The 24,590-nt window shown below is 62.2% G+C and carries 33 protein-coding genes and 1 tRNA gene; 15 read left to right on the top strand and 19 right to left on the bottom strand.

The features are described 5' to 3' along the window. The first annotated feature begins 132 nt into the window (after positions 1-132). On the top strand, positions 133-393 hold the full coding sequence (locus AC1Z32_RS19710) for a DNA-binding protein (protein WP_483480176.1): 261 nt from the start codon (positions 133-135) through the stop codon (positions 391-393). 17 nt (positions 394-410) lie between these two features. On the opposite strand, the gene AC1Z32_RS19705 is transcribed toward AC1Z32_RS19710, so the two are convergent. Further along, positions 411-701, bottom strand: a complete 291-nt coding sequence (locus AC1Z32_RS19705; protein ID WP_062606773.1) for a putative quinol monooxygenase — start codon at positions 699-701, stop codon at positions 411-413. Between the two features lie 468 nt (positions 702-1,169). Then, entirely contained in the window at positions 1,170-2,387 is a 1,218-nt protein-coding gene (gene bamC, locus AC1Z32_RS19700; protein WP_483480175.1) for an outer membrane protein assembly factor BamC, read from the bottom strand. Between the two features lie 38 nt (positions 2,388-2,425). Here bamC and AC1Z32_RS19695 point away from each other — a divergent pair, with 38 nt between their 5' ends. Together AC1Z32_RS19695 and AC1Z32_RS19690 are read left to right on the top strand one after the other, a co-directional pair. Beyond that, positions 2,426-2,668 (top strand): hypothetical protein, encoded by a 243-nt coding sequence (locus tag AC1Z32_RS19695; protein WP_483480174.1) that lies wholly within the window; start codon positions 2,426-2,428, stop codon positions 2,666-2,668. A gap of 138 nt (positions 2,669-2,806) precedes the next feature. Further along, positions 2,807-3,271: a DUF2844 domain-containing protein gene (locus AC1Z32_RS19690; RefSeq protein WP_483480173.1), complete on the top strand. Its 465-nt coding sequence runs from the start codon at positions 2,807-2,809 to the stop codon at positions 3,269-3,271. Between the two features lie 63 nt (positions 3,272-3,334). Here the strand turns inward: AC1Z32_RS19690 and AC1Z32_RS19685 are convergent, their stop codons facing one another. After that, positions 3,335-3,541, bottom strand: a complete 207-nt coding sequence (locus tag AC1Z32_RS19685; protein ID WP_483480172.1) for a hypothetical protein — start codon at positions 3,539-3,541, stop codon at positions 3,335-3,337. Here AC1Z32_RS19685 and AC1Z32_RS19680 point away from each other — a divergent pair. After that, a complete protein-coding gene (locus tag AC1Z32_RS19680; protein ID WP_483480171.1) occupies positions 3,540-4,562 on the top strand; it encodes a DUF3443 domain-containing protein in 1,023 nt (340 codons plus the stop codon). The two genes, AC1Z32_RS19685 and AC1Z32_RS19680, sit on opposite strands and share 2 nt — an antisense overlap. 75 nt (positions 4,563-4,637) lie before the next feature. Here AC1Z32_RS19680 and pcaC read toward each other — a convergent pair whose 3' ends face one another. From pcaC to AC1Z32_RS19650, 6 genes are read right to left on the bottom strand one after another with little or no spacing between them, the layout of a single operon-like run. Further along, on the bottom strand, positions 4,638-5,021 hold the full coding sequence (gene pcaC / locus AC1Z32_RS19675; RefSeq protein WP_061160545.1) for a 4-carboxymuconolactone decarboxylase: 384 nt from the start codon (positions 5,019-5,021) through the stop codon (positions 4,638-4,640). Beyond that, positions 5,018-5,812, bottom strand: a complete 795-nt coding sequence (pcaD, locus tag AC1Z32_RS19670) for a 3-oxoadipate enol-lactonase (RefSeq protein ID WP_483480170.1) — start codon at positions 5,810-5,812, stop codon at positions 5,018-5,020. Before pcaD ends, pcaC begins: the two co-directional genes overlap by 4 nt. A gap of 4 nt (positions 5,813-5,816) precedes the next feature. Further along, a complete protein-coding gene (locus AC1Z32_RS19665) occupies positions 5,817-7,184 on the bottom strand; it encodes a 3-carboxy-cis,cis-muconate cycloisomerase (RefSeq protein ID WP_483480169.1) in 1,368 nt (455 codons plus the stop codon). A gap of 4 nt (positions 7,185-7,188) precedes the next feature. Then, positions 7,189-8,391 carry a 3-oxoadipyl-CoA thiolase gene (gene pcaF, locus AC1Z32_RS19660; RefSeq protein WP_483480168.1) on the bottom strand — a complete coding sequence of 401 codons (1,203 nt, stop codon included), beginning with the start codon at positions 8,389-8,391 and terminating at the stop codon, positions 7,189-7,191. Positions 8,392-8,433: 42 nt separating this feature from the next. Beyond that, positions 8,434-9,090: a 3-oxoacid CoA-transferase subunit B gene (locus AC1Z32_RS19655; protein WP_483480167.1), complete on the bottom strand. Its 657-nt coding sequence runs from the start codon at positions 9,088-9,090 to the stop codon at positions 8,434-8,436. Between the two features lie 12 nt (positions 9,091-9,102). Beyond that, positions 9,103-9,795, bottom strand: coding sequence for a 3-oxoacid CoA-transferase subunit A (locus AC1Z32_RS19650; protein ID WP_062606756.1), 693 nt, complete (start codon positions 9,793-9,795; stop codon positions 9,103-9,105). Positions 9,796-10,025: 230 nt separating this feature from the next. Between AC1Z32_RS19650 and AC1Z32_RS19645 the strand changes: the two genes are divergently transcribed. Together AC1Z32_RS19645 and AC1Z32_RS19640 are read left to right on the top strand one after the other, a co-directional pair. Beyond that, entirely contained in the window at positions 10,026-10,844 is an 819-nt protein-coding gene (locus AC1Z32_RS19645; RefSeq protein WP_483480166.1) for an IclR family transcriptional regulator, read from the top strand. A gap of 33 nt (positions 10,845-10,877) precedes the next feature. Further along, positions 10,878-11,801 carry a LysR family transcriptional regulator gene (locus AC1Z32_RS19640; protein ID WP_483480165.1) on the top strand — a complete coding sequence of 308 codons (924 nt, stop codon included), beginning with the start codon at positions 10,878-10,880 and terminating at the stop codon, positions 11,799-11,801. 3 nt (positions 11,802-11,804) lie between these two features. Here the strand turns inward: AC1Z32_RS19640 and AC1Z32_RS19635 are convergent, their stop codons facing one another. Continuing rightward, a complete protein-coding gene (locus tag AC1Z32_RS19635) occupies positions 11,805-12,218 on the bottom strand; it encodes a DoxX family protein (RefSeq protein WP_483480164.1) in 414 nt (137 codons plus the stop codon). Between the two features lie 102 nt (positions 12,219-12,320). Here AC1Z32_RS19635 and AC1Z32_RS19630 point away from each other — a divergent pair, with 102 nt between their 5' ends. The 7 genes from AC1Z32_RS19630 to AC1Z32_RS19600 all read left to right on the top strand — a co-directional run bounded on the left by AC1Z32_RS19630 (position 12,321) and on the right by AC1Z32_RS19600 (position 16,493). Beyond that, complete coding sequence (locus AC1Z32_RS19630; protein ID WP_483480163.1) at positions 12,321-13,211, top strand: LysR family transcriptional regulator; 891 nt, start codon at positions 12,321-12,323, stop codon at positions 13,209-13,211. A 140-nt stretch (positions 13,212-13,351) separates the two neighbouring features. Beyond that, positions 13,352-13,762 carry a hypothetical protein gene (locus tag AC1Z32_RS19625; RefSeq protein WP_483480162.1) on the top strand — a complete coding sequence of 137 codons (411 nt, stop codon included), beginning with the start codon at positions 13,352-13,354 and terminating at the stop codon, positions 13,760-13,762. Between the two features lie 89 nt (positions 13,763-13,851). Continuing rightward, positions 13,852-13,928 (top strand) — tRNA-Pro (locus AC1Z32_RS19620). Positions 13,929-14,476: 548 nt separating this feature from the next. Further along, on the top strand, positions 14,477-14,881 hold the full coding sequence (locus AC1Z32_RS19615; RefSeq protein ID WP_483480161.1) for a PAAR domain-containing protein: 405 nt from the start codon (positions 14,477-14,479) through the stop codon (positions 14,879-14,881). Beyond that, a complete protein-coding gene (locus tag AC1Z32_RS19610; RefSeq protein ID WP_483480160.1) occupies positions 14,874-15,401 on the top strand; it encodes a PAAR domain-containing protein in 528 nt (175 codons plus the stop codon). The genes AC1Z32_RS19615 and AC1Z32_RS19610 overlap by 8 nt, the downstream gene beginning before the upstream one ends. Beyond that, positions 15,401-16,063: a M35 family metalloendopeptidase gene (locus tag AC1Z32_RS19605; RefSeq protein WP_483480159.1), complete on the top strand. Its 663-nt coding sequence runs from the start codon at positions 15,401-15,403 to the stop codon at positions 16,061-16,063. The genes AC1Z32_RS19610 and AC1Z32_RS19605 overlap by 1 nt, the downstream gene beginning before the upstream one ends. A 31-nt stretch (positions 16,064-16,094) precedes the next feature. Continuing rightward, entirely contained in the window at positions 16,095-16,493 is a 399-nt protein-coding gene (locus tag AC1Z32_RS19600) for a hypothetical protein (RefSeq protein WP_483480158.1), read from the top strand. Positions 16,494-16,720: 227 nt separating this feature from the next. On the opposite strand, the gene AC1Z32_RS19595 is transcribed toward AC1Z32_RS19600, so the two are convergent. After that, entirely contained in the window at positions 16,721-16,870 is a 150-nt protein-coding gene (locus AC1Z32_RS19595) for a hypothetical protein (protein WP_483480157.1), read from the bottom strand. A gap of 90 nt (positions 16,871-16,960) precedes the next feature. Continuing rightward, positions 16,961-17,332, bottom strand: coding sequence for an Arm DNA-binding domain-containing protein (locus tag AC1Z32_RS19590; protein WP_483480156.1), 372 nt, complete (start codon positions 17,330-17,332; stop codon positions 16,961-16,963). Between the two features lie 292 nt (positions 17,333-17,624). Here AC1Z32_RS19590 and AC1Z32_RS19585 point away from each other — a divergent pair, with 292 nt between their 5' ends. Continuing rightward, the gene (locus tag AC1Z32_RS19585; protein WP_483480155.1) at positions 17,625-17,879 is read left to right on the top strand and encodes a hypothetical protein; all 255 of its coding nucleotides are present in this window, start codon (positions 17,625-17,627) and stop codon (positions 17,877-17,879) included. A gap of 273 nt (positions 17,880-18,152) precedes the next feature. After that, positions 18,153-18,338 (top strand): hypothetical protein, encoded by a 186-nt coding sequence (locus tag AC1Z32_RS19580; protein ID WP_483480154.1) that lies wholly within the window; start codon positions 18,153-18,155, stop codon positions 18,336-18,338. Here the strand turns inward: AC1Z32_RS19580 and AC1Z32_RS19575 are convergent. The 7 genes from AC1Z32_RS19575 to rpmI all read right to left on the bottom strand — a co-directional run bounded on the left by AC1Z32_RS19575 (position 18,328) and on the right by rpmI (position 24,359). Beyond that, positions 18,328-18,927 carry a short chain dehydrogenase gene (locus AC1Z32_RS19575; protein ID WP_483480153.1) on the bottom strand — a complete coding sequence of 200 codons (600 nt, stop codon included), beginning with the start codon at positions 18,925-18,927 and terminating at the stop codon, positions 18,328-18,330. The genes AC1Z32_RS19580 and AC1Z32_RS19575 overlap by 11 nt on opposite strands. A 181-nt stretch (positions 18,928-19,108) precedes the next feature. Continuing rightward, positions 19,109-19,489, bottom strand: coding sequence for a MerR family transcriptional regulator (locus AC1Z32_RS19570; RefSeq protein ID WP_483480152.1), 381 nt, complete (start codon positions 19,487-19,489; stop codon positions 19,109-19,111). 88 nt (positions 19,490-19,577) lie between these two features. Then, positions 19,578-19,982 carry an integration host factor subunit alpha gene (locus AC1Z32_RS19565; protein ID WP_062606735.1) on the bottom strand — a complete coding sequence of 135 codons (405 nt, stop codon included), beginning with the start codon at positions 19,980-19,982 and terminating at the stop codon, positions 19,578-19,580. Positions 19,983-20,045: 63 nt separating this feature from the next. Continuing rightward, positions 20,046-22,478 (bottom strand): phenylalanine--tRNA ligase subunit beta, encoded by a 2,433-nt coding sequence (gene pheT, locus AC1Z32_RS19560; RefSeq protein ID WP_483480151.1) that lies wholly within the window; start codon positions 22,476-22,478, stop codon positions 20,046-20,048. 79 nt (positions 22,479-22,557) lie between these two features. After that, positions 22,558-23,571: a phenylalanine--tRNA ligase subunit alpha gene (pheS, locus tag AC1Z32_RS19555; RefSeq protein ID WP_483480150.1), complete on the bottom strand. Its 1,014-nt coding sequence runs from the start codon at positions 23,569-23,571 to the stop codon at positions 22,558-22,560. Positions 23,572-23,773: 202 nt separating this feature from the next. Beyond that, positions 23,774-24,133, bottom strand: a complete 360-nt coding sequence (gene rplT / locus AC1Z32_RS19550) for a 50S ribosomal protein L20 (RefSeq protein ID WP_008350196.1) — start codon at positions 24,131-24,133, stop codon at positions 23,774-23,776. A 28-nt stretch (positions 24,134-24,161) separates the two neighbouring features. Next, positions 24,162-24,359, bottom strand: a complete 198-nt coding sequence (rpmI, locus tag AC1Z32_RS19545; protein ID WP_004191477.1) for a 50S ribosomal protein L35 — start codon at positions 24,357-24,359, stop codon at positions 24,162-24,164. Between the last annotated feature and the right edge of the window lie 231 nt (positions 24,360-24,590).

Here is a 24,590-nt window from a genome sequence, read left to right as displayed (position 1 = left end):
GTGACGAAAAAACGGCCTTCGGGCCGTTTTTTCGTGGGCGACGCCTCATGAACGGTGCACGGCGTGTGCTACATTGCGCATCGTCTTTTAAACGATTCAACCGTGGAGCGCACGAAACGTGCGAACGACAGCATGAGCAATATCCAGCTCGATATCGAATGGACCGAAGCGGCATCGCGCAAGATCGAAAAGCTGATGCCGCGCAACGCGAACAAGGAAGCGTATCTGGCGCTGCCGCCCGTCGAATGCCTGCCGATGGAAGGCGACGTGCTCTTTCTCGGGCCGGCCGGCAAGCAGCAGCCGTTCATCGTCGCCGAGCGCCAGTATCATCACGACGGCGAAGCCGACTGGACCATCATCCTGATCCTCGACGTGCCGCAGGAAACGCACTAACGGCGGCCTGAGGTTCGTCAGAGAATCTTGCTCGCGACGCGGACCTCACCGTGCTCGCACAAATCCGGCGATTTCGCGCGAAACGCCTGAATATGCGCGGATTCGCCGTGCTTCGCGAGCGCGGCCTCGCTCTCCCAGCGCTCGACGAAAATAAAGCGCCGCGGCTCCTTGATGTCGCGGTGCAAGTCGTATTGCAGCGCGCCCGGCTCCTTCCGCGTCGGCTCGACGTTGGCTTCCAGCACTTGCCTCAACTCCTCTTCCTTGCCCGGCTTGGCGACGAATAGCGCGACGACGGCAACTTCCGACATAAGGTTTCTCCTGTTTTCCATGAAACGATGAAAGCACGAGCATAACCGCGCCCGGCGCGTGCCGCCGAAACCGCTCGATCGCGGCGTCAAAGAAAAAGCCCGCGTTCCAAGAGAAACGCGGGCAAAAACCGTCGCCCTACGAGGATAGGCGACGGGGCCATCGGGGTTCGCACGCAGCGAACCAATCATTCTGTTTGTGTTGGGTGAGACACGCGGAGAGCCGCGTCGCAAGGTCGCGGAAGCTGCGTTTTGCGCCATTGATGCAATGTACTGTCCACACGCTCGTTTTTATAAGCTTTTGCGCACATTTCCGGATAGAAAGAATTGTCTGCGCAATTCGCCCGTGAGCCTCGCATTTCCGCGCATGCTGAAAAAAATCGTTTGCGCGACGGGCGCAACGATGAAGGCACAAAAAAACCGCCTCGCGATGGAGGCGGTTTTTGCCACGGTTCGACCGCAATCAAACGATCAGCTGATCTGGTCCGCAAGCAAGGCCATGATCTGGCGCGCTTGCGGCGACGAGTCCACTTCGCCCTTGTCGTCGACGATCGCGACGCGCGTCTGCTGCTCGGTGACCGCGCGCACGTTGACCTGATACTGCTTCGCCTTCATTTCCTTGCGGCCGTGGAACACCTGGCTCCAGAAGCCCTGCTCGGCTGACGACTTGTCCGTCGGATCGACGTAGCGCACGTAGTAGACGCCCTTGTTGCGGTCGCGGTCGTCCACCGTGAAGTTGGCACGATCGAGCGCGATGCCCACGCGCAGCCACGCGCGGTCATATGCGTCCGGCAAGGTCAGCTGCGAGGTCGTGGCTTCGGGCACGACCTCGTTTCTGATCGGCGAGTTGCCCGTGTTCGCGACGTTCTGCGCCGCCACCGATGCGGCTTTCGAATCGCCGCCCTTCGCGGCTTGCGTACCTGCAGCAGCACCCGCGCCGCCCGCCGGCGCGTCGAGCGACGTGGCGCCAGCCGAGGCCGTGCGTTGATCAGCCATCGCGAGCGAGGACATCAGGCGCTTCAGGTACTCGTTTTCGAGCGCCGGATCGTTCGGGCGCGCCTGCCATTGGCTCGAATCGTTGTTCACGCCGGTGAGCGCCTCGCGCATGCCCTTCTGGCTGATGAACACATACGTGCCGCCGCTGGGCGCCGCCTCGAGCCGCGTGCGGTACTTGTTGCGCTCGGCGGTGACATAGGAGTTGCCGGTTGCCTTGGCGAGCGTGTCGCGAATCAGGCCGTCGGAAATCTGCGGATGGGTTTCGTTCCAGTCCGTTTCCATCACGCCCTTGTCGCGCTGATCGACGACCAGCAGAAAGCCCTGCTCCTGCCAGAAGCGGCGGATCTGCGGCCATACCTGATCGGGCGTCTTGCCGTCGACGACCAGCCAGCGCTCGGTGCCCTCGCGCTGGATGTGCATGCCCGACACGGGTGGAACCACCGTGGGCGTGTTCGGCGCGACCTTCTGAATCTGCTGCAGATCGGAGAGCGTGGCCTGGCCGCCCTGCGGCGGAAGCGAACGCTGATCGGCCGCCTCGTCGAGCAGATTCGGCGGAACGGCGAGAGACACCTGTTTCGAACGCTGATCGCTCTTGTAGTTGAACGCGTTGGGATTGGTCGAGCCGCATCCCGCCACGATTCCGGCCACCGCGAAGAGCGCAGCCATCCGCTTCGTTACACGAAAATCTGTCATTTGGAGAAGTCCTTCCGCTACGCCACGGGCGTTCTTCCGTGGATCAACCCGTTATTTTACCGGTCCGGCGCCGCGCCGTGCAAAAAGACAGGATGAACGGGTTCCATCGGGGCGCGTGCTTCGCGCACATTCGGGAAATTGCTTTCGGCCCCGCACAAATGGACCGCATGCAGCAAATGACGCGTTCGCATCTCCTATTTAAGCCCGCGCGCATCAAATTGACAATTTATGACAATCTCGAACAACGGCAATTTGCGCTCTCATTTTTTGCAACATCCTGATTAGTAAGGAATTTGTCGGTTTTGGCCGCACCTCGGAGCGCGTAGCGGATACGCACGGCCAGGTATTGCTCTGTCCGACCTTCATCCTAAAATTGCATCTCGAAAAATAAGAAGAGTCCTAATTACATGAGAGATGCAATGATAAAAATCAGAATTCCTCACTACGTGATCGCGACGAATCTGGCGATTCTCGCATTCGGAGCGGCGACATCCGTCCACGCTCAACTCGGCGCGGCCGGGCGCGCCGGGAGCGGGTCGCAGGGCGATGTCATGCATCAGGCCCAGGGCGGCCCCGTGCGTTATCACGAAACGACCGATGCACACGGTATCGTCGTGCGTCAGTACGTCGATTCGGACGGCGGCGTGTACGCCGTCTCCTGGCGCGGACCCGCGATGCCCGATGTACAGTCGCTGCTCGGCGCGCATTTCGACACGTTCAGGCAAGGCGCGAGCGCGTCGATAGCCGATGCGGGTCTGCACACGGTGCGCGTCGCGCAAGGCGATCTCGTCGTCGAGAACCGGGTACGGCTGCGCGAGTTCAGCGGCCGCGCATGGCTCGCGAGCGAACTGCCGCCGGGCGTCGGCGAAACGGACATCCAGTAGGGGCGAGACCAAGACGACACGCACCCTCCTACTGATATCCGCGCTCGCCTTCTGCGCGCTGCTTCACGCGTGCGGCGGAGGCGGCGGCTCGGACGGCGGACCCGCCACGCCGCCTGCGCAGACCAGCGCGCCCGTGACGGCAAGCGCGCCCGCCGCCGCACCCGCCAGCGCGGCATCGGCGTCGCTCGGCGATACCGTCGTGCCGCAATCGACGACGCCCAACGTCCAGATCATCCACGTCGCCAGAACGCCCACCAGCACGCGCAACATGCTGCAAACCAGCGTGACGGTCTGCGTGCCCGGCACGAACACGTGTCAGACCATCGACGATATTCAGGTCGATACCGGCTCGCACGGCCTGAGGATTCTGGCGTCCGCGCTCGATCCTTCCATCGCGCTTCCGTTCGTCGCGGGCGGCAACCAGAACGCGATCGTCGCGGAATGCGCGGTGTTCGGCTCGGGCTATACCTGGGGCGCGGTGCGCCGGGCCGATGTGCGGCTCGCGGGCCAGGTCGCGCGCGCGACCTCCGTGCAACTGATCGCCGATGCCGCCGCCGGCAACGCCGCGCAGGACTGCAACCAGTCGGGCCTGCCTATGCTCACCGCGTCGAGCCTGCGCGGCAACGGCATCCTCGGCGTCGGGCCGTTCACCGCCGATTGCGGCGCGGGCTGCGCGGTGTCCGCCATGCCGCGCTGGTACTACAGCTGCATCTCGGGGAATTGCAGCGCGAGCACGCTGGCAGTCGCGTTGCAGGTGACGAACCCGGTCGCTAACTTCGCCACCGACAACAACGGCGTGCTGATCGAGCTGCCGGACGTGCCGGATGGCGGTGCATCGGCCGTGACCGGGACGATGACCTTCGGCATCGGCTCGCAGTCGAACAATCTGCTCGGTTCGGCGACCGTGCTCAAGTCGAATTCGGTGTCGGGCTATGTGACGACGGACTTCGGCGGCAGCCAGTACGGCACGAGTTTCATCGACAGCGGCTCGAACGGCGTCTTCTTCCCGTCGACGACACTCGCCCGATGCGGCGTCTGGTATTGCCCGGCGACGCCGCAGACCTTCGCCGCGACGATCCGCTCGCCAAGCGGCGCGCAAAGCGCGGTCAGCTTCACGGTCGCCACGTCGACGGCGCTGTTCGGCACCGGCAACTTCGCCTTCGACAACCTCGCCGGACCGGCTGGCAGCTACTTCGACTGGGGTCTGCCGTTCTTCTACGGACGCCGCATCTTCACGGCGCTCGCCGGGCGGCCGACGCCCGCGGGCGCGGGGCCGTATTACGCGTTCTGAGGCGCACAAGCGAAGAAGCCGTCTCCGGTTTCCCGAGAGACGGCTTCAGCGCCTGCTTGCTGCGCGGCGATGCGATTACGCCTTGCTTTCCTCGTCGAAGATCTTCTGCGCGAGGTGAAATGCCGAGTTCGCCGCCGGCACGCCGCAGTAGACCGCCGTCTGCAACAGCACTTCCTTGATCTCGTCCTGCGTCACGCCGTTGTTCTTCGCGGCGCGCAAGTGCAGCGCGAGCTCCTCGCTGCGGTTCAACGCGACCATCATCGCGATCGTGAGGAGGCTGCGCGTGTGACGCGGCAAGCCGTCGCGCGTCCAGATCTCGCCCCACGCATAACGCGTGATGAAGTTCTGGAACTCGGTCGTCAGTTCCGTGCGATTGGCGAGCGACCGGTCGACGTGCGCGTCGGACAGCACCGCGCGGCGCACCTTCATTCCGGCTTCGTAACGTTCGTCGTCGGTCATTGTTGTTCTCCGAGGAAGTCGAGGACGGCGCGCGTGTAGTCATCGCGCTTCTCGATGTTCGACAGATGCGCCGCATCCAGTTCGACATAGCGCGAGCCTTCGATGTAGCCCGCGAGCTCGCGGCCCTGCTCCGCCGTCGTCGAGAGATCGTGCGTGCCCGCGATCACGAGCACCGGCAGCCTGATGGTCTTCGCTTCGCCGCGCAGGTCGGCATCGCGGATGGCCTCGCAGTTCGACGCGTAGCCGTCGCCCGAGGTGTGGCGGAACACATCGCGGATATTCGACAGCGCGAGCTGCTCGCGCTCCATGAACGGCGCGGTGAACCAGCGCGCGATCACGGCGTCGGTCAGCGCGGGCATGCCGCCCGGCTCGCGCGCCTTCGCGGCGCGCGGCGTCCACACGGCGTCCGAGCCGATGAGCGCGGCGGTGTTCGACAGCACGACGCGCGAGAAGCGCTCCGGATGGCGCGCCGCGAGGCCGATGCCGGTGAGGCCGCCCATCGACAAGCCGCAGTAGTTCGCGCGCTCGATTTTCAGATGATCCATCAGGCCGATCACGTCGCCGATCAGCTGATCGATCGTGTACGGTCCCGGCGGCACGTCGGAGTGGCCGTGACCGCGCGTGTCGTAGCGCACGACGCGATAGTGCTGCGCGAACGCCTCGATATTCGGCGTCCACATCGAGACATCGGCGCCGAGCGAATTCGACAGCACGAGCCACGGCGCGTTGTCGCCCGCCGTGGCATCGATGCGATAGTGAATCCGCGTTCCGTTCACTTCGGCAAGAGGCATGTTTTTACTGCTCCTGTTGTTTCGGGTCAGCGCTTGCGATGGCGGCGGCGACGAACGCCTGCGCCTGACCGACGTAGTTCGCCGGATCGAGCAATTGCTTCAGTTGATCTTGCGACAGATGGCGCGTGACGGTTTCGTTCGCGGCGAGCGCGTCGAAGAGCGACGTGCCGTTCGCGACCGATGCCTTCGACGCGCCTTCCACGAGCTTGTGCGCATCCAGCCGGCCGATCGCATCGCCGAGCGCGAGCATCACCGCTTCGCCGAGCACGAGTCCGTTGGTCGCGCCGAGATTGTGCGCGAGCCGCGCGACGTTGACTTCCATCGCCGGCACGATGCCCAGCACGCTCGACAATGCGCCCGCCGTCAGACGCGCGAGATCGGGCAGCGCTTCCCATTCGGCCTGCCAGCCGCCCAAGGCGCGTTCGTGCTCCTGAACCATGCCCGCGAAGATCGTCGCGACGAGATTCGGCGCGCGCGTCGCCGCGGTCAGCACCGCCGCGCAGCCAACCGGATTGCGCTTGTGCGGCATCGTCGATGAACCGCCCTTGCCTGCCGCCGCCGGCTCGGCGACTTCGCCGAGTTCGGTCTGCATCATCAGCGAGATGTCGCGTGCGATTTTGCCGAGCGTGCCCGTCAGCATGCCGAGGAACGACGCTGCTTCCGCGATGCGATCGCGCTGCGTGTGCCACGGCAGCGCGGGCAGCGTAAGCTTCAGGTCTTGCGCGAGCGACCCGGCAACCGGCAACGCCTTGTCGCGCAAGCTGGCGAGCGTGCCCGCCGCGCCGCCGAACTGCAGCACCAGCGCGCGCGCTTTCAGCTCGCCGAGGCGTTGGCGATGACGCGTCACCGCATCGAGCCATTGCGCGAACTTGAGACCGAGCGTGATCGGCAGCGCCTGCTGCAGCCATGTGCGGCCGATCATCGGCGTTGCGCGATGCGCTTGCGCTTGTGTAACGAGCGCATGGGAAAGCGCGAGCAAATCGGCATCGATCAGATCGAGCGCCGCGCGCAACTGCAGCACGACGCCGGTATCGATGATGTCCTGACTCGTCGCGCCCCAATGCACGTACTTCGCGGCTTCGGCATCGTGCGCCTTGACGACGGCCGTCAGCTGCTTGACGAGCGGAATCGCGAGATTGCCGCCCGCTTGCGCGCCGGCCATCAACGCATCGGCGTCGATGTTGTCCGCGTTGCACGCGGCGACGATCGCCTCGACCGCGCTCGACGGAATCACGCCATGCAGCGCCGAAGCGCGCGCGAGCGCGGCTTCGACGTCGAGCATCGCCTGCACGGTCGCGCGCGGCGACCAGACGGCGTTGGCCGCTTCGTTGCCGCAGATCAGATCGGTCAGACGTCCGGTCGCTTCGAACATGTGATCAGACTCGCTCGATGATCATCGCGATGCCCTGGCCCACGCCGATGCACATCGTGCACAGCGCGAAGCGGCCGCCGGTGCGCTGCAGTTGATAGCTCGCGGTCGTGACGAGACGCGCGCCCGATGCGCCGAGCGGATGGCCGAGCGCGATCGCGCCGCCGTTCGGGTTCACGCGAGGATCGTCGTCGGCGACGCCGAGCATGCGCAGCGTCGCGAGACCTTGCGATGCGAACGCTTCGTTCAGCTCGATCACGTCCATCTGGTCGATGGTCATGCCGAGACGCTTCAAAAGTTTCTGCGACGCCGGACCCGGACCGATGCCCATCACGCGCGGCGGCACGCCAGCGGTCGCAAGGCCGAGAATGCGCGCGCGCGGCGTGAGGCCGTGACGCTTCGCGCTCTCTTCGTCGGCGATCAGCATGGCGACCGCGCCGTCGTTCACGCCCGACGCGTTGCCCGCCGTCACGCTGCCGTCCGGACGCACGACGCCCTTCAGCTTCGCGAGCGCTTCGAGGCTCGTTTCACGCGGGTGCTCGTCTTTATCGACGACGAGCGCATCGCCCTTCTTCTGCGGAATCGTGACCGCTACGATTTCCTGCGCCAGCGTGCCGTCCTTCTGGGCACGCGCCGCTTTCTGCTGCGAGCGCAACGCGAACGCGTCCTGATCGGCGCGGCTGATCTTGTAATCGTCCGCGACGTTCTCGGCGGTCTCGGGCATCGAATCCACGCCGTACTGCTTCTTCATCAGCGGATTGATGAAACGCCAGCCGATGGTCGTATCGTGGATCTCGGCGGAACGCGAGAACGCGCTCGTCGCCTTGCCCATCACGAAGGGCGCGCGGCTCATGCTTTCGACGCCGCCCGCGATCATCAGACTCGTCTCGCCCGACTTGATGGCGCGGGCCGCGACGCCGATCGCGTCCATGCCCGAGCCGCACAGGCGGTTGATCGTCGAGCCCGGCGTGCCGACCGGCAGGCCCGCCAGCAACGCCGACATGCGCGCGACGTTGCGGTTGTCTTCGCCCGCCTGATTCGCGCAGCCGTAGATCACTTCGTCGACGGCGTCCCAGTCCACTTCCTTGTTGCGCTCGACCAAAGCGGCGAGCGGCACCGCGCCCAGATCGTCGGCGCGCACGGACGCGAGCGATCCGCCGTAACGGCCGATCGGCGTGCGGATGGCATCACATACGAAAGCTTCTTTCATCGATCAACTCCAGTTCTGTTCTGTATGTCTCGGTCTCGTAGTTCAGGCGGCTTCGGACAGCGGCGCGTATTGCAGCGGCACCTGAGCCAGCTTCTGTAATTCTTCGAACGACAGGCCTTCCACGATCTCGCGCACGACCAGGCCTTCCGGCGTGACGTCGAACACGGCGAGATCGGTGTATACGCGGTTGACGCATTCCACGCCCGTCACGGGATACGTGCACACATCGACCAGCTTGCTTTCGCCCTGCTTCGTGAGCAGCTCCATCATCACGTAAACCTGCTTCGCGCCGATCGCGAGATCCATCGCGCCGCCGACTGCGGGAATCGCGTCGGGCGCGCCGGTGTGCCAGTTCGCGAGATCGCCCTTCGCCGATACCTGGAACGCGCCGAGCACGCAGAAATCGAGATGGCCGCCGCGCATCATCGCGAACGAATCCGCGTGATGGAAATACGCGCCGCCCGTAAGCAGCGTGACGTGCTGCTTGCCCGCGTTGATGAGCTCGTCGTCTTCGGAGCCCTTCGCGGGCGCTGGGCCCATGCCGAGCAGGCCGTTTTCGCTGTGCAGGAAGATTTCGCGGTCCGCCGCGAGGTGATTGGCGACGAGCGTCGGCACGCCGATGCCGAGGTTCACATACGCGCCTTCGGGAATATCCGCGGCCACGCGCTTGGCCATTTCGTCACGAGTGAGTTTCTTCATGGCTTCGAATCCTTAAGCTGCGAGTTCGGCTTGATGCACCGCTTGCGGCACTTCCACGACGCGCTGCACGAAAATGCCCGGCGTCACGATGTTTTCGGGGTCCAGCTCGCCGAGCGGCACGACCTTCGACACCTGCACGATCGCGGTCTTCGCCGCGCTCGCCATGATCGGCCCGAAGTTGCGCGCAGTCTTACGATAGACCAGATTGCCCCAGCGGTCGCCCTTGTATGCCTTCACGAGCGCGAAGTCGGCGTGCAGCGGGGCTTCGAGCACGTAGTGCTTGCCGTCGATCACGCGCGTTTCCTTGCCTTCCGCGAGCTTGGTGCCGTAGCCCGTCGGCGTGAAAAAACCGCCGATGCCCGCGCCCGCCGCGCGGATGCGCTCCGCGAGATTGCCCTGCGGCACGAGTTCCAGCTCGATTTCGCCCGCGCGGTAGAGCGCGTCGAACACATACGAATCCGTCTGGCGCGGAAACGAGCAGATGATCTTGCGCACGCGCTTGGCCTTCAGCAACGCCGCCAGGCCCGTGTCGCCGTTGCCGGCGTTGTTGTTGACGATCGTGAGCTCGCGCGCGCCCTGCTCGATGAGCGCGTCGATCAGCTCGGACGGCATGCCCGCCGTGCCGAAACCGCCGATCATGATGGTCGCTCCGTCGTGGACGTCGGCGACGGCCGAAGCGAGCGAATCGAAAATCTTGTTGATCATTGCCGTTCTTCTCCAGTCTGGACGCCGATTTGCCTTCGTGCGCCCGTCCCGAACTCGGGGTTTACCTGCTCGAAATCAGACTTGCGTCAAAATGTTCGTCATGCGAACATGGATTCGTTTAGCGAACATCGGCATGGTAGTCCCGCATTCGTTGTCGTGTCAACGAAGCATGTGCGAACTGCGGGTTTTCACGGAGTCGCCGGCCGTTCGCGCCCTTCACGATCTGCCCTATGAAGAATTCAGCCACGCTCAATCCGGATGCCGAGCCGCACGACGCGCAATCGCGTCCCGGCGACGCTTACGTCCAGTCGTTCGCGCGCGGACTCGCGGTGATCCGCTCGTTCGATGCGACTCGTCCCGCGCAGACGCTGACCGATGTCGCCGCCGCGACCGGCCTCACGCGCGCCGGCGCGCGCCGCATCCTGCTGACGCTGCAGTCGCTCGGCTATGTCGAAGCGGACGGACGTCTCTTTCAGCTCACCCCGAAGATCCTCGATCTCGGCTTCGCGTATCTGACCTCGATGCCGTTCTGGAATCTCGCCGAGCCGGTGATGGAAGATCTCGTCGAGCAGGTGCACGAGAGCTGCTCCGCGGCCGTGCTGAACGGCGCGGAAATCGTCTACGTGCTGCGGGTGCCGACGCACAAGATCATCACGCAGAACCTGTCCATCGGCAGCCGCCTGCCTGCGTTCTGCACGTCGATGGGCCGCGTGCTGCTCGCCGCGCTCGACGAATCGCGCCTCGACGAAGTGCTCGATTCGAGCGCACTCGTCGCGCGCACGCCGCGCACGATCGTCGACAAGAGCGCGCTCAAGGAAGCCATCGCCCTCGTGCGCCGCCAGGGCTGGGCGATCGTCGATCAGGAACTCGAGGAAGGACTGATTTCGATGTCCGCGCCGATCCGCGACCGGCAGGGCCGTGTGATCGCGGCGCTGAATATCAGCGGCAATGCGCAGCGCAAGAACGCGAAGCAGATGGTGAAGGCGTTTCTCGAGCCGCTGCAGGAAGCCGCGCAGCGCGTGTCCGACATGGTTGCGCGGCGTGGGTGACGGCCTGCATTGACGTGGAAGGAGCATGACGCCATGACCGACCTCGATCTGAATCTGATCCCGTACCTCGTCGCCATCGAGGAGACGCGCAACGTGAGCCGCGCCGCCGAACGGCTCGGCGTGTCCCAGCCGCGTGTGTCGACGGCGCTCGCGCGGCTGCGCGAATACTTCAACGATCCGCTGTTCGTGCGCACATCGCGCGGCATGGAGCCGACGCCGCGCACCATCGCGCTCGTGCCCGCCGCGCGCGAGGCGTTGGCGCGCATCGAGCGCGGCCTGCTCGACCGGCAGCACTTCGATCCGTCGGCGAGCGCGGATACCTTTTCGATCGCGTTATCGGATGTCGGCGAAATCGTATTCCTGCCGCGGCTCTTGCAGGCGTTCGCGAAAGAGGCGCCAAACGCGAATCTGCGCTCGGTGTCGGCATCGCACGGGGATGTCGAGCGCGGGCTCGAAACGGGCGATATCGACCTCGCCGTCGGCTATTTTCCCGACTTGCGCGGCAACAATTTTTTTCAGCAGCGGCTGTTCTCGCACCGCTTCATCTGCCTGATGCGGCGCGATCATCCGTTCGCGAACGCGCCGCTCACGCTCGAACGCTTCATGGAATGCGGCCATGCGGTCGTGCGCGCCGAGGGCCGCAGCCAGGAGATTCTCGAGAACTATCTCGACAAGGAGCGCGTGCGGCGCCGCGCCGTGCTCGAGACGCCGCACTTCATGAGCCTGCCGTTCATTTTGTCGCGCACCGATCTGATCGCGACGGTGCCGCATGCGATCGGCTTCGCGTATGTTGCCGAACATGCGTCGATCACGCTCGCCGAGCCGCCGCTCCCGCTGCCGCGCTTCGATCTCAAGCAGCACTGGCATCGCAAGTTTCACAACGACGCGCGCACGATGTGGCTGCGCGGCGTCGTCGCTTCGCTGTTCAACGACGAGCTCGACGAGTGGCCGAAATAGGCTTCAACGCCGGCTGTCGATGCTCCACGCGCCCGGCCCCGCCGCCGCGATGAACAGAAAGATGAACGAGAGCAGCACGGCCGGCTCGCCCTGATTCAGGAGCGGCAGGAAGAAGTTGCCCTTCGGCGCGTGGCCGATGAAATACGCGAACGCCAGCTCGCCCGACAGCACGAACGCCGCCGCACGCGTCAGGAAGCCGAAGAGCACGAGCACCCCGCCCACCAGTTCGATGATTCCCGCCGCGCCGAGCAGCGAAAAGAGCGGCAGGCCGTCGAACATGGCGATGTGCGGAACGTGGAAGAGCTTCGCGCTCGCGTGCGTAAGCAGCAGATACGACGCGACGATGCGCAAGAGCGCATGCGCGTGGCTCGCCATCGCGGGCACGCTGGGCGAAACGGAACGAACCTGAGTGGACATGGCAAAACTCCGTGAAGAAGGATTGCGGCCAGTCTATGCAGACATCGTCCGTCGATAAATCCGGCTAACATTGGCGTTTTGTTTCCCAACAGGAAATGATCGATGGATGCTCTGACCAGCTTGCGCGTATTCCGCGAGGTCGTGGAGGCAGGCAGCTTCGTGAAGGCCGCGGAGCGGCTGGACATCTCGACCGCGATGACGAGCAAGCACGTCGCCAATCTGGAACGCCAGTTGGGCGTGCGGCTCCTGAACCGGACGACGCGGCACCTGAGCCTCACGGAAGCCGGCAACGTCTACTACGAGCAGTGCAGCGAGGCGCTCGACATCCTGCAGGCCGCCGAAGCCGCCGTCGGGGTGCAGACGGCGCAGCCGCAGGGCGTGCTCAAGGTCACCGCGCCGGGCTGGTTCGCCAATCGCAAGTTCGCCGATCTGCTCGTCGCGTATCAGGCGCGCTATCCGGGCGTGCTCGTCGATCTGCGCCTGGAGAACCGCTTCGTCGATCTGGTCGAGGAAGGTTACGACATGGCGATACGCGCAACCTCCGAGCCCTCGCCTTCGCTGATCGTGCGGCCGCTGTGCAAGATGCCCTTCGTGCTTGCGGGCTCGCGCGCGTATCTCGAACAGCATGGCAAGCTGCGTCATCCGGACGATGTCGCGCGGCATCGCTTCGTCTTGCCGACTTACACGAGCATCGATTCCGTGACGCTGACGGGTCCGGACGGCACGTTCACCGTGAAGAACCAGGCCGTGCTGAAGACCAACGATACGTCGATGGCGCTGCAGCTCGTTCGCGCCGGCCTCGGGCTCGCGTACTTTCCAGCGTGGATCGTCGAGCCCGAGCTGGCGTCGGGTTCGCTCGTACGCGTGCTGCCGAGCTACACCGCGTTCGCGCCGTCCGTGTACGCGGTCTACACGAGCCGTAAATATATGACGACGAAGGTGCGGACCTTCATCGACTTCCTCTCGGAATCGCTGGCCGATCGGCCAATGTGATTAGGATAACTCTTATTCTTTCGTCTTCGTCTGCGTGTAATCATCGCGCCCGCTTCCGGACCGGCCGTCGAGACGCGACAGACTCTGCTCTTGCGTGCCGCCGGGTTCATTCCCATTACCCGCACGCGAGGCATATGCGTATGGATTTTCCCTGGCTTCCGCTGGCATTCAGCCTGACCTTGCTCGGCCTGACGCTCTTCATCTGCCGTGCGTTGAATGCGAGTCAAGGCTCGTTGAAGTGGAACGGCGCGCTGCTTTTCCTGGCATTGTGCTTCACGGCGATGCTGCTGGATTTCGTCCTGACGATGGTCTTCGCATCCGCATCCTTCCACGAACGGACCGAGTACGAAAGCCTCGCATCGAAGACGGCATGGGCCGACCGGGTCTTCACTTATCTGGTTCCCTGTGTAGTGTCGTTGCTGCTGGCCTTGCGGTTTCGCAGGAGGCAGCGCTTCGCGCGCGAGGCGGCTCGTGGCCGTAGTTCGACGGATCGCGAGCACCCGGTGCAAATTCAAACCTCGCCGTATACGCGCTCGGAGTTGACGCTCTGACGCGTTGCGAGTGAATTTGGTAAGTGCATCACCGAAATTCGTCGAAGCAGTTCTACTATTCGTTTCTCTCTGATATACTTTCGCTCTTTCGGGGCGTAGCGCAGCCTGGTAGCGTACCTGCATGGGGTGCAGGTGGTCGGAGGTTCAAATCCTCTCGCCCCGACCAGATAAATCAAGGACTTAGCTCTCAACAGGGCTAAGTCCTTTTTTGCTTACAGCGCCATACCGCCACCCTACTGCCACTACGACGGCGGGCACGCTCGAAAACGTCCGGAACGCCCGCAAAATGCCCTTTCAGACGATGGGGGCATTGTGGGAAGACAAAGGAACGAAAACCGGTCCGACCCGCGCTACTTGCCGAATGCGCCATTATCGTGCGTGACGATCCCGGCGAACGCCGATGCGAGTATCACGGCAATTCGCAGCGCCGACACTGAGCAACGCCGAATAAACACGCCCCCCGCGCACATCGTGAGGCTCGACAGCGCGTCACGGCGACGTGATCCGGTTGTGCGGCTCACGCCTATCGACTACTTCGCAAATCGCATCTGTACGAGCCGAGACAAATGGCACGAAGGCCAAGCGATCGCGAACGAACTCCGCTCGCGGAATGGCCGAAATCCGCATGACATCTCTTGACAAGCTTGCATCTGAGACCCGCTATGCTTGCCAGACCACCCATTCGGGTGGCATCGAAAAGCGGGAGATTGATCTGTGCAAGAAAGCAAGCATAACGAAACGACAGAAGATATCGAGATTTCAGAGGATAACGGAAGGATCAATTTCTTCGCGACGCTTGGTTCCCGCACCGAGCGCTGTGGACTGGTAACGCGCGCAACGGGCACCGGTACGATCGTTGGTCATCGGCTCGCGCGTGTTGGCGATACGGTTACCTATGATGATGGCAGTGAAGCAACCATCGTCGATGGGGCTTGCGCGGCAGCCGATAACGTTGACAGGTCAGTTGCGTTGGTCGGCAGTCGCCTGAGCAACGGCGACCGAATTGTTGAGTCGCTTCAGGATCGATCGGGCCTCTTCATTCGTCACGACCGCATTATTCCCGGCCTGTTCGATCCTACCTACGTGCGCCTGACTACGCTGCGGGATCTACATGACTGACAGACTCGTCGCAAAAGACGATTTGACGACCACAGGGGGCCGCGTCATGGGCGGCTCTTCTTCATGGTATGCCTCAAATGGTCAGACACTGGCCCGACGCAATGACCTCGCAACATGCGGAACCTGCAAAGGGGCGTTTCCCATTTTAGGAACGGCGGACACTTGGCTCGATGATGGGCTCCCAACCGTCAAGCACATGGATCGGGTTTTGTGCCCGTGTGGACAAAACCGTGTGCTCTCGGGAAATTGGGAATTTCTCATTACGGGCGGTGGAGAACCCAGCAGTGGCGCAGCAACGCCTACAGCTTTTATAAGTTCTCCGTCGGTCGCTTCCGTCTTCGATGAAGCGTACGTGCTCCGCGACCGCGCAACTGGTCGACCGCTTGCGAACGTGTTCTATCGCTTGACTAGCCCTAGCGGGGTGATTGTGGAAGGGGTAACAGACCAATCAGGAAAGACGCAGCGCATCAGGACTAGCTCCGCCGAAAAAATCACGATAAAAATTGGGGAAGCAGACTAATGACGAGAGAACTTTTTGAAGTGCATTCGTCGGTGACGAACACGGTCGAGGGTTCGTCCGTAGACGTGTATGTCGACACCGAGCGCATTTGCCCGAACATGACCAACAGCGAGTTTCGCGAAATGGCGAAGCGCCTGATTGAATGGTCGAATGTTCTTTTAAGAAGGCGTCTGGATGATCTTCGGCGCAACGACAGCAAGACAAAGGAACGAATGCGGAAGTGGTTTGGGCGAGATGATGAGGCTACGAGAGCTTATCTTCTAGATGGTTTTTCGAAGGTAAGCAGCATCATGTTGGAGTTGAAACCGACTCATCTGATTCGATCAGGTTCGGACGAAGACCGTGCGCTAGGTCGTGCCCCAAACTTGAATAATTTAGACGGTGAGGCTGCACACGTGTGCTGCCCAAATATTCAGAATAGACGGATCGCGATTGGTCTTCAGTTTTGCAACGTGCTTACAGACTTCAGAGAATTTCAAGATTCAAGAGTTTCGACGCTTATCCACGAAGTAACTCATTTCGTTGACACCTTCGGTAGCGGTGATCCACGGTATGTAATCTCAACTCCGCTTGCTCTTTGGGGGCAAAGCAACCAAGAACTGGCGCTAAAAAATGCTGACTCCCTTGCTGCCTTCGTTACCTATGATGAGAAGATGCCTTAAAACGGCCATACTCGGTTTCGCGTTACTGTGCATGGAGTCCCATGCAGCGTGTAATGGATCAACGAATCGGCCTGCACAATATTTTTCTATACCATTCGATAAGGATCGCTCTGAAATCCCTGCTGATCAGGTGCAGCTCTTTCGAGCGTGGGCAACCGAGATGCTTTCGAAGTATCCTCTTCAGGAATGGCTTTCGATTTCCGGTGATGCGATGCCGACCGAAAGTGATGCAAATGCACTTGCACGCCGTCGAGCGATAGAAACAGCGAAGCTTGCTTTGGATCTTGGGTTGTCGATTGCGCCAGTTGAGATAAAGAGCGAAGTTGGCTCTGTTGGCAATCCAAACAGTTATCGATCAGAAGGCCGATCAGCATTTATCCAGTTGAGCATCGGATGCCCTGAAAACTGCTGCGCAAAACCGGATCAATAACACACAGACCCGTTCGTACGGGTCTTTGCAGGAATACCAAAAAGCATCTAACGACGAAGCCCCTTGACCGCATCAAAGCGGAGTCAAGGGGCTTGAATGTTGTTGGCCGCGCACACAACCTAAGCCGAGCAAGACGCGCAAAGGGGCTCGGGGTCTATAACCGAACCGCCGCGCCTATCGTGTCAATGCGCCACATCTGGAAACGTTCGGGAGTGTCGGGCAAGTGGTCACGCAGTGTTAATCGGCAGCATGAGGACATTTCCGGCATCGGCGCGCAATATCAGTTCGAGCCGGTCGCCTAGCATCCGGTTCGCACCGCGCGCAATAATGCCGTCAAGAACCGCCATCAGGTCAGAGCACCGCACGTCTTCAAGCACCTTCGCGCCGACGGCCGGAATAACGTCCTTCTGAAATGCCCGGTCAGTTTCCGCGCCGCCGTCCTTGCGCTTGAAAAGCGCGGCACGCTTTCATTCGTCATAGCGCTGTTCGAAGGTCGGGCGCGATAACACGGCTTGCGCTTCTTCAATCCGCGTTTCGACGGCAACCTGCTTCTCGAGTTTGACCGCATCCCGCCCTTCACGCGGGTCGACGCCACTGTTGACCAGTGCGCGCGGATCGGTATGTGTGCGGCGAATGTCGACAAGCTTGACCGTGGGCCAAGTGCCGCAACCGAACCGGCGCTTGGTGCCCGCGAATTTGTACTCGAAGACGAATGACAAGGTCACGCCACCCACCTTCGATACATGCACCTTGCCGACAAGCCCGCCCGGCTCCCTGATGGTTTCGCCCTTGCGCGCCGCCGTAATTGCCTCAAATTCCCTGACCGTGTAGACCTTCATCGCTGACTCTCTGCTTCCGTACCGCCACCACCTCGAAGAATCACCCGAAAAGAGCGGGAACGTTTGGAAAGAGAAAGCTTGTTTAAATCACTGGTTATACGTGAATTAACGAGCTTTAAGGAAAGACGCGGGAATGTCCGAAAAATCAGGATTAACAAAACGGGGTGCAGGTGGTCGGAGGTTCAAATCCTCTCGCCCCGACCAGATATTAAAGGCTCTCCGGCTTCTGGCCGGAGAGCCTTTTTTCTTTTGCCCATTCGGGTCGTCGTACAGAACATGACGAGCAAAAACAATGGCGTATAACAAGCTCAACAACCCGCGCGCGTTTCCCGGCAACGGCAGTTACGGCATGTCGCTACGCGACTATTTCGCGGCTCAGGCGCTAATGGGCGACATGGCCGACGAAGCGCTTCCGATCGACGCGTCGTCCGCATTGCTCGAAGAACGCGCTCAGTTCTACTACCGCCTCGCCGACGCCATGCTCAAGGTCCGCGCACAGGACGAAGCCCTGACCAACACGACCGCGATGATGGGCTTGAACGTCTGACACTTTCGCCGGCGTCCAGCGTCGTATATTCAGACGTAAAACGCGAAAAAACACTTGTGTGTCAGTGATTTAAGTCCTAATCTTAAGGTGACACATAAGGAACGGCGCCCCATGTCTTTGTCTGTCCCAGCGCCCGCTCAATCGCGGCGCACCCGATCCGATCGAGCCGGTTCCGCCTTGCGTGCCGAAGTCGCAAGATGGTTCGATCCAGGCAGCCGTGCGCGTGTCACCCGCTTCGGTCGAATCTATCCTGGGGGCAGCCGCTATGTGTGCGTGAGCGCGCCCAAGCGCGGCGGCTTCTTCGCGCTCTACTTCTTTCACCATGGCGTCGGCGACTGGCGCATCTATCCGCCCTGGGGCGTCGGGCCGAGCATTGTGTACTGGTCGGTGAAAATGGCTCTGCCGGCATCGCAAGCAGCCGGTCCGAAGAAGTGCTTCCGCGCCGGAATCAAGTCTTAGCCGCGAGCAGCGTCTGCCCGGTCATCGTTTCATCGACGGCACGCTTGTACACCTTCGCGACGTCCGCCGCCGCGATGCCTTCCGAAGCATCCTTGCCCATCGACGTCAGCGTTTCGGCGACCCATCCCGGACTCACGACGTTCACACGCATCTTGCCCTGCAGTTCGAGCGCGGCCGCGCGCACGAAACCTTCGATGCCCGCATTGACCAGACTCACCGCCGAGCTGCCCACCATCGGCTGCTGAGCCAGTGTGCCGCTCGTCAACGTGATGGATCCGCCTTCATCCACATGACCGATCGCGCAGCGCACGAGATTGACCTGTCCCATCAGCTTGTTGGCGAGGCTGAATGCGTAGTCGTCGTCGCCGAGCGAGGCGAGCGGCGCGAATTTCGCCGCGCCGCCGACGCACACGACCGCGCCGACCTTTCCCACCTTGCCGTACATCGCGACGATGCTCGCCTTGTCCGACAAATCGACCGATACCTCCGAGCCCTTGCGGCTCGCGGCGATCACTTCGTGCGAGGTTTCGAGAATCCGTTTGATCTCCGTGCCCAACATACCGGTTGCGCCAACGAGCAGCACTCGCATAAGCCCTCCTGAATCGACGTGACAAGACCGCGGCGGGCACACCCGGCGCGGCAACGAGGAAAGAGCAAGAGACTATGCTACTGCCGCCATCGAACGCATGCAGAGCGACGGCGCCGCGAAAACGCGGGCAAAAAAAATGCCGCGACGAATCGCGGCATCGTGGAGTGGATAGCGGCGGCGCTCATCCGCCCAGCAGGTCGATTACCTGAAGAATGTCCTTGCGCAGTTGATCGACATCGACGGCTGGCTGCGCTTGCGCCGCGGCCTCCGTTTCGCTCATCTCAGCTTCTTCGCCGCTCGCGCGCCCCTGCGAATCGAGCCGGTTGCGCGCGCCGTTGATCGTGAAGCCTTGTTCATACAACAACTCGCGGATGCGCCGGATCAGCAGGACTTCGTGATGCTGATAGTAGCGGCGGTTGCCGCGACGCTTGACCGGCCTCAGTTGCGTGAACTCCTGCTCCCAATAGCGCAGCACGTGAGGCTTGACGCCGCACAACTCGCTGACTTCGCCAATCGTGAAGTAACGCTTGGCGGGGATCGGAGGCAAGACGACTTTTTCCATCGTCGATCAACCATCGTTATAAGTGATGTCGATTGAAGCGCGGTGGGCAAGCAACGCGGCGCGCGGATGTCCGCGCGCCGTGTGGAGATCAGCGAGTGAGATCCGTCTCCGCTCCCGTTTCGACCAGCGCCTTCAACTTCTGACTTGCATGAAACGTGACGACCCGCCGCGCGGCGATAGGAATGGCCTCGCCCGTCTTCGGATTGCGGCCCGGACGTTGAGGCTTGTCGCGCAGCTGGAAGTTGCCGAAGCCGGAGAGCTTGACGCTTTCGCCGCTCTCCAGTGCATCGCGAATGACTTCGAAGAAGGCTTCGACCATGTCCTTGGCTTCGCGCTTGTTCAGACCGACGTGATCGAACAGCATCTCGGCCAGTTCGGCTTTGGTGAGCGTCGGCGTGTCGCTGGACGCGCTCGAGGTCAGGGTATCTCGGGTCATGGCGCTACGCTGCGCCGAAAGAAGGGCTTCGAAATCACTCGAGTTCATTTGGTTCATATCGGTAAAACGGCGCTTGACGCATTAAGACTTGGCGATTGAGACGGACGGGCCAACTGCAGGCTATCCGCGCAACCGCGCGCCGTGTACTCGAGCCAGGCGATCCACCAGCGTTTTAATAGCCGTATCGACCGTTTCGTCCTGAAGCGTGCCGCCAGTATCTTGCAACGTTACACGGAAGGCAAGACTTTTCTCATGCGCTCCCAAGCCACCGGAAGTACTTGATTTTGGACGAAATTCATCGAAAAGCGCAACCCTCGTGACGTGCCTGCAAGCGGGCTCCGAGCGCGCGTTTTCGAGCTCGTCGAGAAGCGCCTGAACCGCCACGTGTTGATCTACGACAATCGCGATATCGCGCCGCACGGGCGGGAATTTCGACACTTCCGACGGCGCCGGCAGCGCACGATCCATCAGCGCTTCGGCATCGATTTCGAAGAGGATCGGCGCATTGGGCAGGTCGTACTTCTGCAGCCAGCGCGGATGCAGCTCGCCGATCCAGCCGACCGCGCGCCCCGCCACTTCGATGCGCGCGGAGCGTCCCGGATGCAACGCCGGATGCTCGGCCTTCACGAAGCGCGGCACGACCGGCGCGAAGAGCGCTTCGACATCGCCCTTCACGTCGAAGAAATCGACGTTGCGCGACGCCGCGCCCCATTGCTCCTCGATCACCGGACCATAGGCTAGAGCCCCGATCATCTTCGGCTGGGCGAAGCCTTCGACAGCCAGTTCGCCCGCCTTCACCGACGCATCCCGATGAAACACGCGGCCGGCCTCGAACACGCGAATGCGCTCGGCGCGGCGGTTCAGATTGTGGCGCAGCACTTCGATCAGGCTGCCGAACGTGGTCGTGCGCATGACCGAGAGCTGGCTCGCGATCGGGTTCAGCAGCCGGATGGGGTTGTCGTTGCCGGCGAAGTCCTTCTCCCACTCGGCATCGACGAAACTGAAGTTCACCGTCTCCGAATAATCGCGCGCGGCCACTTCATGGCGCAGCGTGTGGATCGAACGCTTCGTTTCGTTCGTGATGCGCATCTCGCTGCGCGCGACCGGGGGACGCGCCGGAATCTTCTCGAAGCCGTAGATGCGCGCGACTTCCTCGATCAGGTCTTCCTCGATCTCGATATCGAAGCGATACGGCGGCGGCGTGACCTTGAAGGTGTCGCCATCGCGTTCGAATGCGAGGTTCAGGCGCTCGAAAATCCGCGCGATCTCTTCCGCGCCGACTTCCACGCCGATGATCCGGTGCGCGCGCGACACGCGCATCGACACCGGGTTGCGATCGGGCACGTTGACGATCTGATCGTCGACCGGACCGGCTTCGCCGCCGCAGATATCGAGAATCAGGCGCGAGATGCGTTCGATGTGCTCGACCGTCGTCGAATAATCGACGCCGCGCTCGAAGCGATGCGCGGCATCGGTCGAGAAGTTGTACTTGCGCGCGCGGCCGCGGATCGCGTCCGGCCACCAGAACGCGGCTTCGAGATAAATGTTGGTCGTGTCGAGCGAGACGGCCGTGCTGTCGCCGCCCATGATGCCCGCGAGGCTTTCGACGTGACGGTCATCCGCGATCACGCCGACGGTTTCATCGAGCTCGACGGTATTGCCATTCAGGAGCTTGAGCGACTCGCCCTTCTTGCCCCAGCGCACTTCGATCGCGCCGTGGATCTTGTCGAGGTCGAACACGTGCGTCGGACGGCCGAGCTCGAGCATCACGTAGTTGGAGATATCGACGAGCGCCGAAATGCTGCGCTGGCCCGCGCGCTCGAGGCGCTCGACCATCCACTGCGGCGTCTTCGCGTGCGCGTTCACGCCGCGGATCACGCGGCCCGAGAAGCGGCCGCACAGGTCGGGCGCGAGCACCTTCACGGGCAGCTTTTCGTCGAGCTTCGTCTCGACGGCGGGCATCTCCAGTTGCTTCAAGGGCGCGCCGGTGATCGCCGCGGTCTCGCGCGCGACGCCGAACACCGACAGGCAGTCCGCCTTGTTCGGCGTGAGCTTGATCTCGAACACGGTGTCGTCGAGATTGAGCGCCTCGCGAATGTTCTGGCCGACCTTCGCATCGGCGGACAGGATCAGCAAACCGCTGTGGTCTTCCGACAGCTTGAGTTCGCGCGCCGAGCACAGCATGCCTTGACTGTCGACACCGCGCAGCTTCGTCGGCTTGATCGCGAACGGCTCGCCGCCCGCTTCGGCCGGCGGCAGCATCGCGCCGATCAGCGCAACCGGCACCTTGATGCCCGGCGACACGTTCGGCGCGCCGCACACGATGTTCAGCTGCTCGCCCGTGCCGGCGTCGACCTGACACACGTTGAGCTTGTCGGCATTGGGATGCTTGGCGACTTCGAGCACCTGCCCGACGACGATCTTCGTGGTCGGCGGCGCGACCGGGCGCAGGTCTTCGACTTCGAGGCCGGCCATCGTCAGCGCGTGCGCGAGTTCGTCGGTGGAGAGCTTGGGATCGACGAAACTGCGGAGCCAGGATTCTGGGAATTGCATGTGTGTCTACGTTCGAAATGTTTGGAGTCTCTCGTCCGGCATCTCATGAGCGCCGAACGTCGCAGGCAAAGCAGTCGCGTTACGCGAACTGGCGCAGGAAACGCAGATCGTTCTCGAAGAACAGACGCAAATCCTGCACGCCGTAGCGCAGCATCGTCAGACGCTCGAGGCCGCTGCCAAACGCGAAGCCGATATAGCGCTCCGGGTCGAGGCCCATGTTGCGAATGACGGTCGGATGCACCTGACCCGAGCCGGAGATTTCCAGCCATTTGCCCGCGTTCTTGCCGTGTTCGAACATCATGTCGATCTCGGCGGACGGCTCCGTGAACGGAAAGTACGACGGACGGAAGCGCACGAGAATGTCGTCGCGCTCGAAAAACTTCTTCAGAAAATCGGTGTAGACGCCCTTCAGGTCCGCGAAGCTGATGTTCTCTTCGATCCACAGGCCTTCCACCTGGTTGAACATCGGTGAGTGCGTGGCGTCGCTGTCGACGCGATACGTGCGGCCCGGCACGATCACCTTGATAGGCGGCTTGTTCATGCGCGCGTAGCGCACCTGCATCGGGCTCGTGTGCGTGCGAAGCAGGAGCGGCCGGCCATCGGCGTCCTTGCCGTCGACATAGAAGGTATCCTGCATCGAGCGCGCCGGATGGTTCTCCGGGCTGTTCAACGCGGTGAAGTTGTACCAGTCGGTTTCGATCTCGGGACCGTCGGCGACGTCGAAGCCGATCGTGCGGAACACCTGCTCGACGCGCTCCCACGTGCGCATCACCGGATGCAGCGTGCCCGCGCCCGCACCGCGGCCGGGCAGCGTGACGTCGATGGCTTCCGCCGCGAGACGCTGGTTGAGCAACGCATCCGCGAGCGCCTGACGGCGCGCGTTCAGCGCGGCCTCGACCTGCTGCTTCGCCTGATTGATGCGCGCGCCTTCGGTCTTCTTCGCTTCCGGGTCGAGCTTGCCCAAGCCCTTCAGCAATTCGGTCAGCGCGCCGGACTTGCCGAGAAACCGGGCCTTCTCGTTTTCGAGCGTGGTGGTATCGGCGGCGTGTTCAAAGGCGCTTTTCGCGTCGGCGACAATCTGGTCCAGATCCATTGATCCCATCTTTTAACGTCGAATTCAAACTGAGGTTCGGTTTTGCTCATCCACGCAGTGCTTCGCGCATGCGGACCGCGAAAATAAGCAAAACCGTCCGACCAACAAAAACGGGGCTCGGTGAGAGCCCCGTTTTCTGCCTTCGCGCCACCGTCTACCGCTCGATGACGCTCAGGCGAACCACGCAGTACTAATTTCGCAATTAGGCTGCAACGGCGGCTTTCACCTGCTTCACGATCGCAGCAAAAGCAGCCTTGTCGAACACAGCCATGTCAGCCAGCACCTTGCGGTCGAGTTCGATCGAAGCCTTCTTCAGGCCGTTGATGAACACGCTGTAGGTCATGTCGTGCTGACGCACCGCCGCGTTGATACGCGTGATCCACAGTGCGCGGAACACACGCTTCTTGTTGCGGCGATCGCGGTAGGCGTACTGGCCTGCGCGCATGACCGCCTGCTTGGCGATGCGATAGACGTTATTGCGACGGCCGCGGTAACCCTTGGCCAGACGGATGATCTTCTTGTGACGGGCCCGTGCGGTAACCCCACGTTTTACTCGAGGCATGTTGCTCTCCTTGGAGTGTCAGTTGAGGTTAGGCGAACGGCAGCATTGCGCGGACGGAGTTCAGATCGGAATCATGAACGGCCGTGGCGCCACGCAGATGGCGTTTGTTCTTGGTGGTTTTCTTGGTAAGAATGTGGCGCTTGAACGCTTGACCGCGCTTGACGGTACCGCCCGGACGCACCACGAAGCGCTTTGCAGCACTCTTCTTGGTCTTCATCTTCGGCATGAAACAACTCCAGTTTATTAGATGGTCATGGGTGTGCGGTTGATCCTTCCATGCTGGCCAAGACCGCTTCCCGCCCTTCGAAACCCACGCTCCACTTGTGTGCGAACGGCTCAGTGAAGAACCGCCGCTTTTCATGACCCGCGTCACGTGAATGACGCCGATCTGAAACTGCCGGCAATGCCGCGCCAACCGCCTTTCGACGGCGCGCGATCCATCACCTTACTGCCTACG

The sequence above is a fragment of the Caballeronia sp. 11_S32 genome (genome assembly GCF_056930355.1).
The sequence above is the reverse complement of the archived record's forward strand: the minus strand, read 5'-3'. Positions and strand labels throughout refer to the sequence as shown.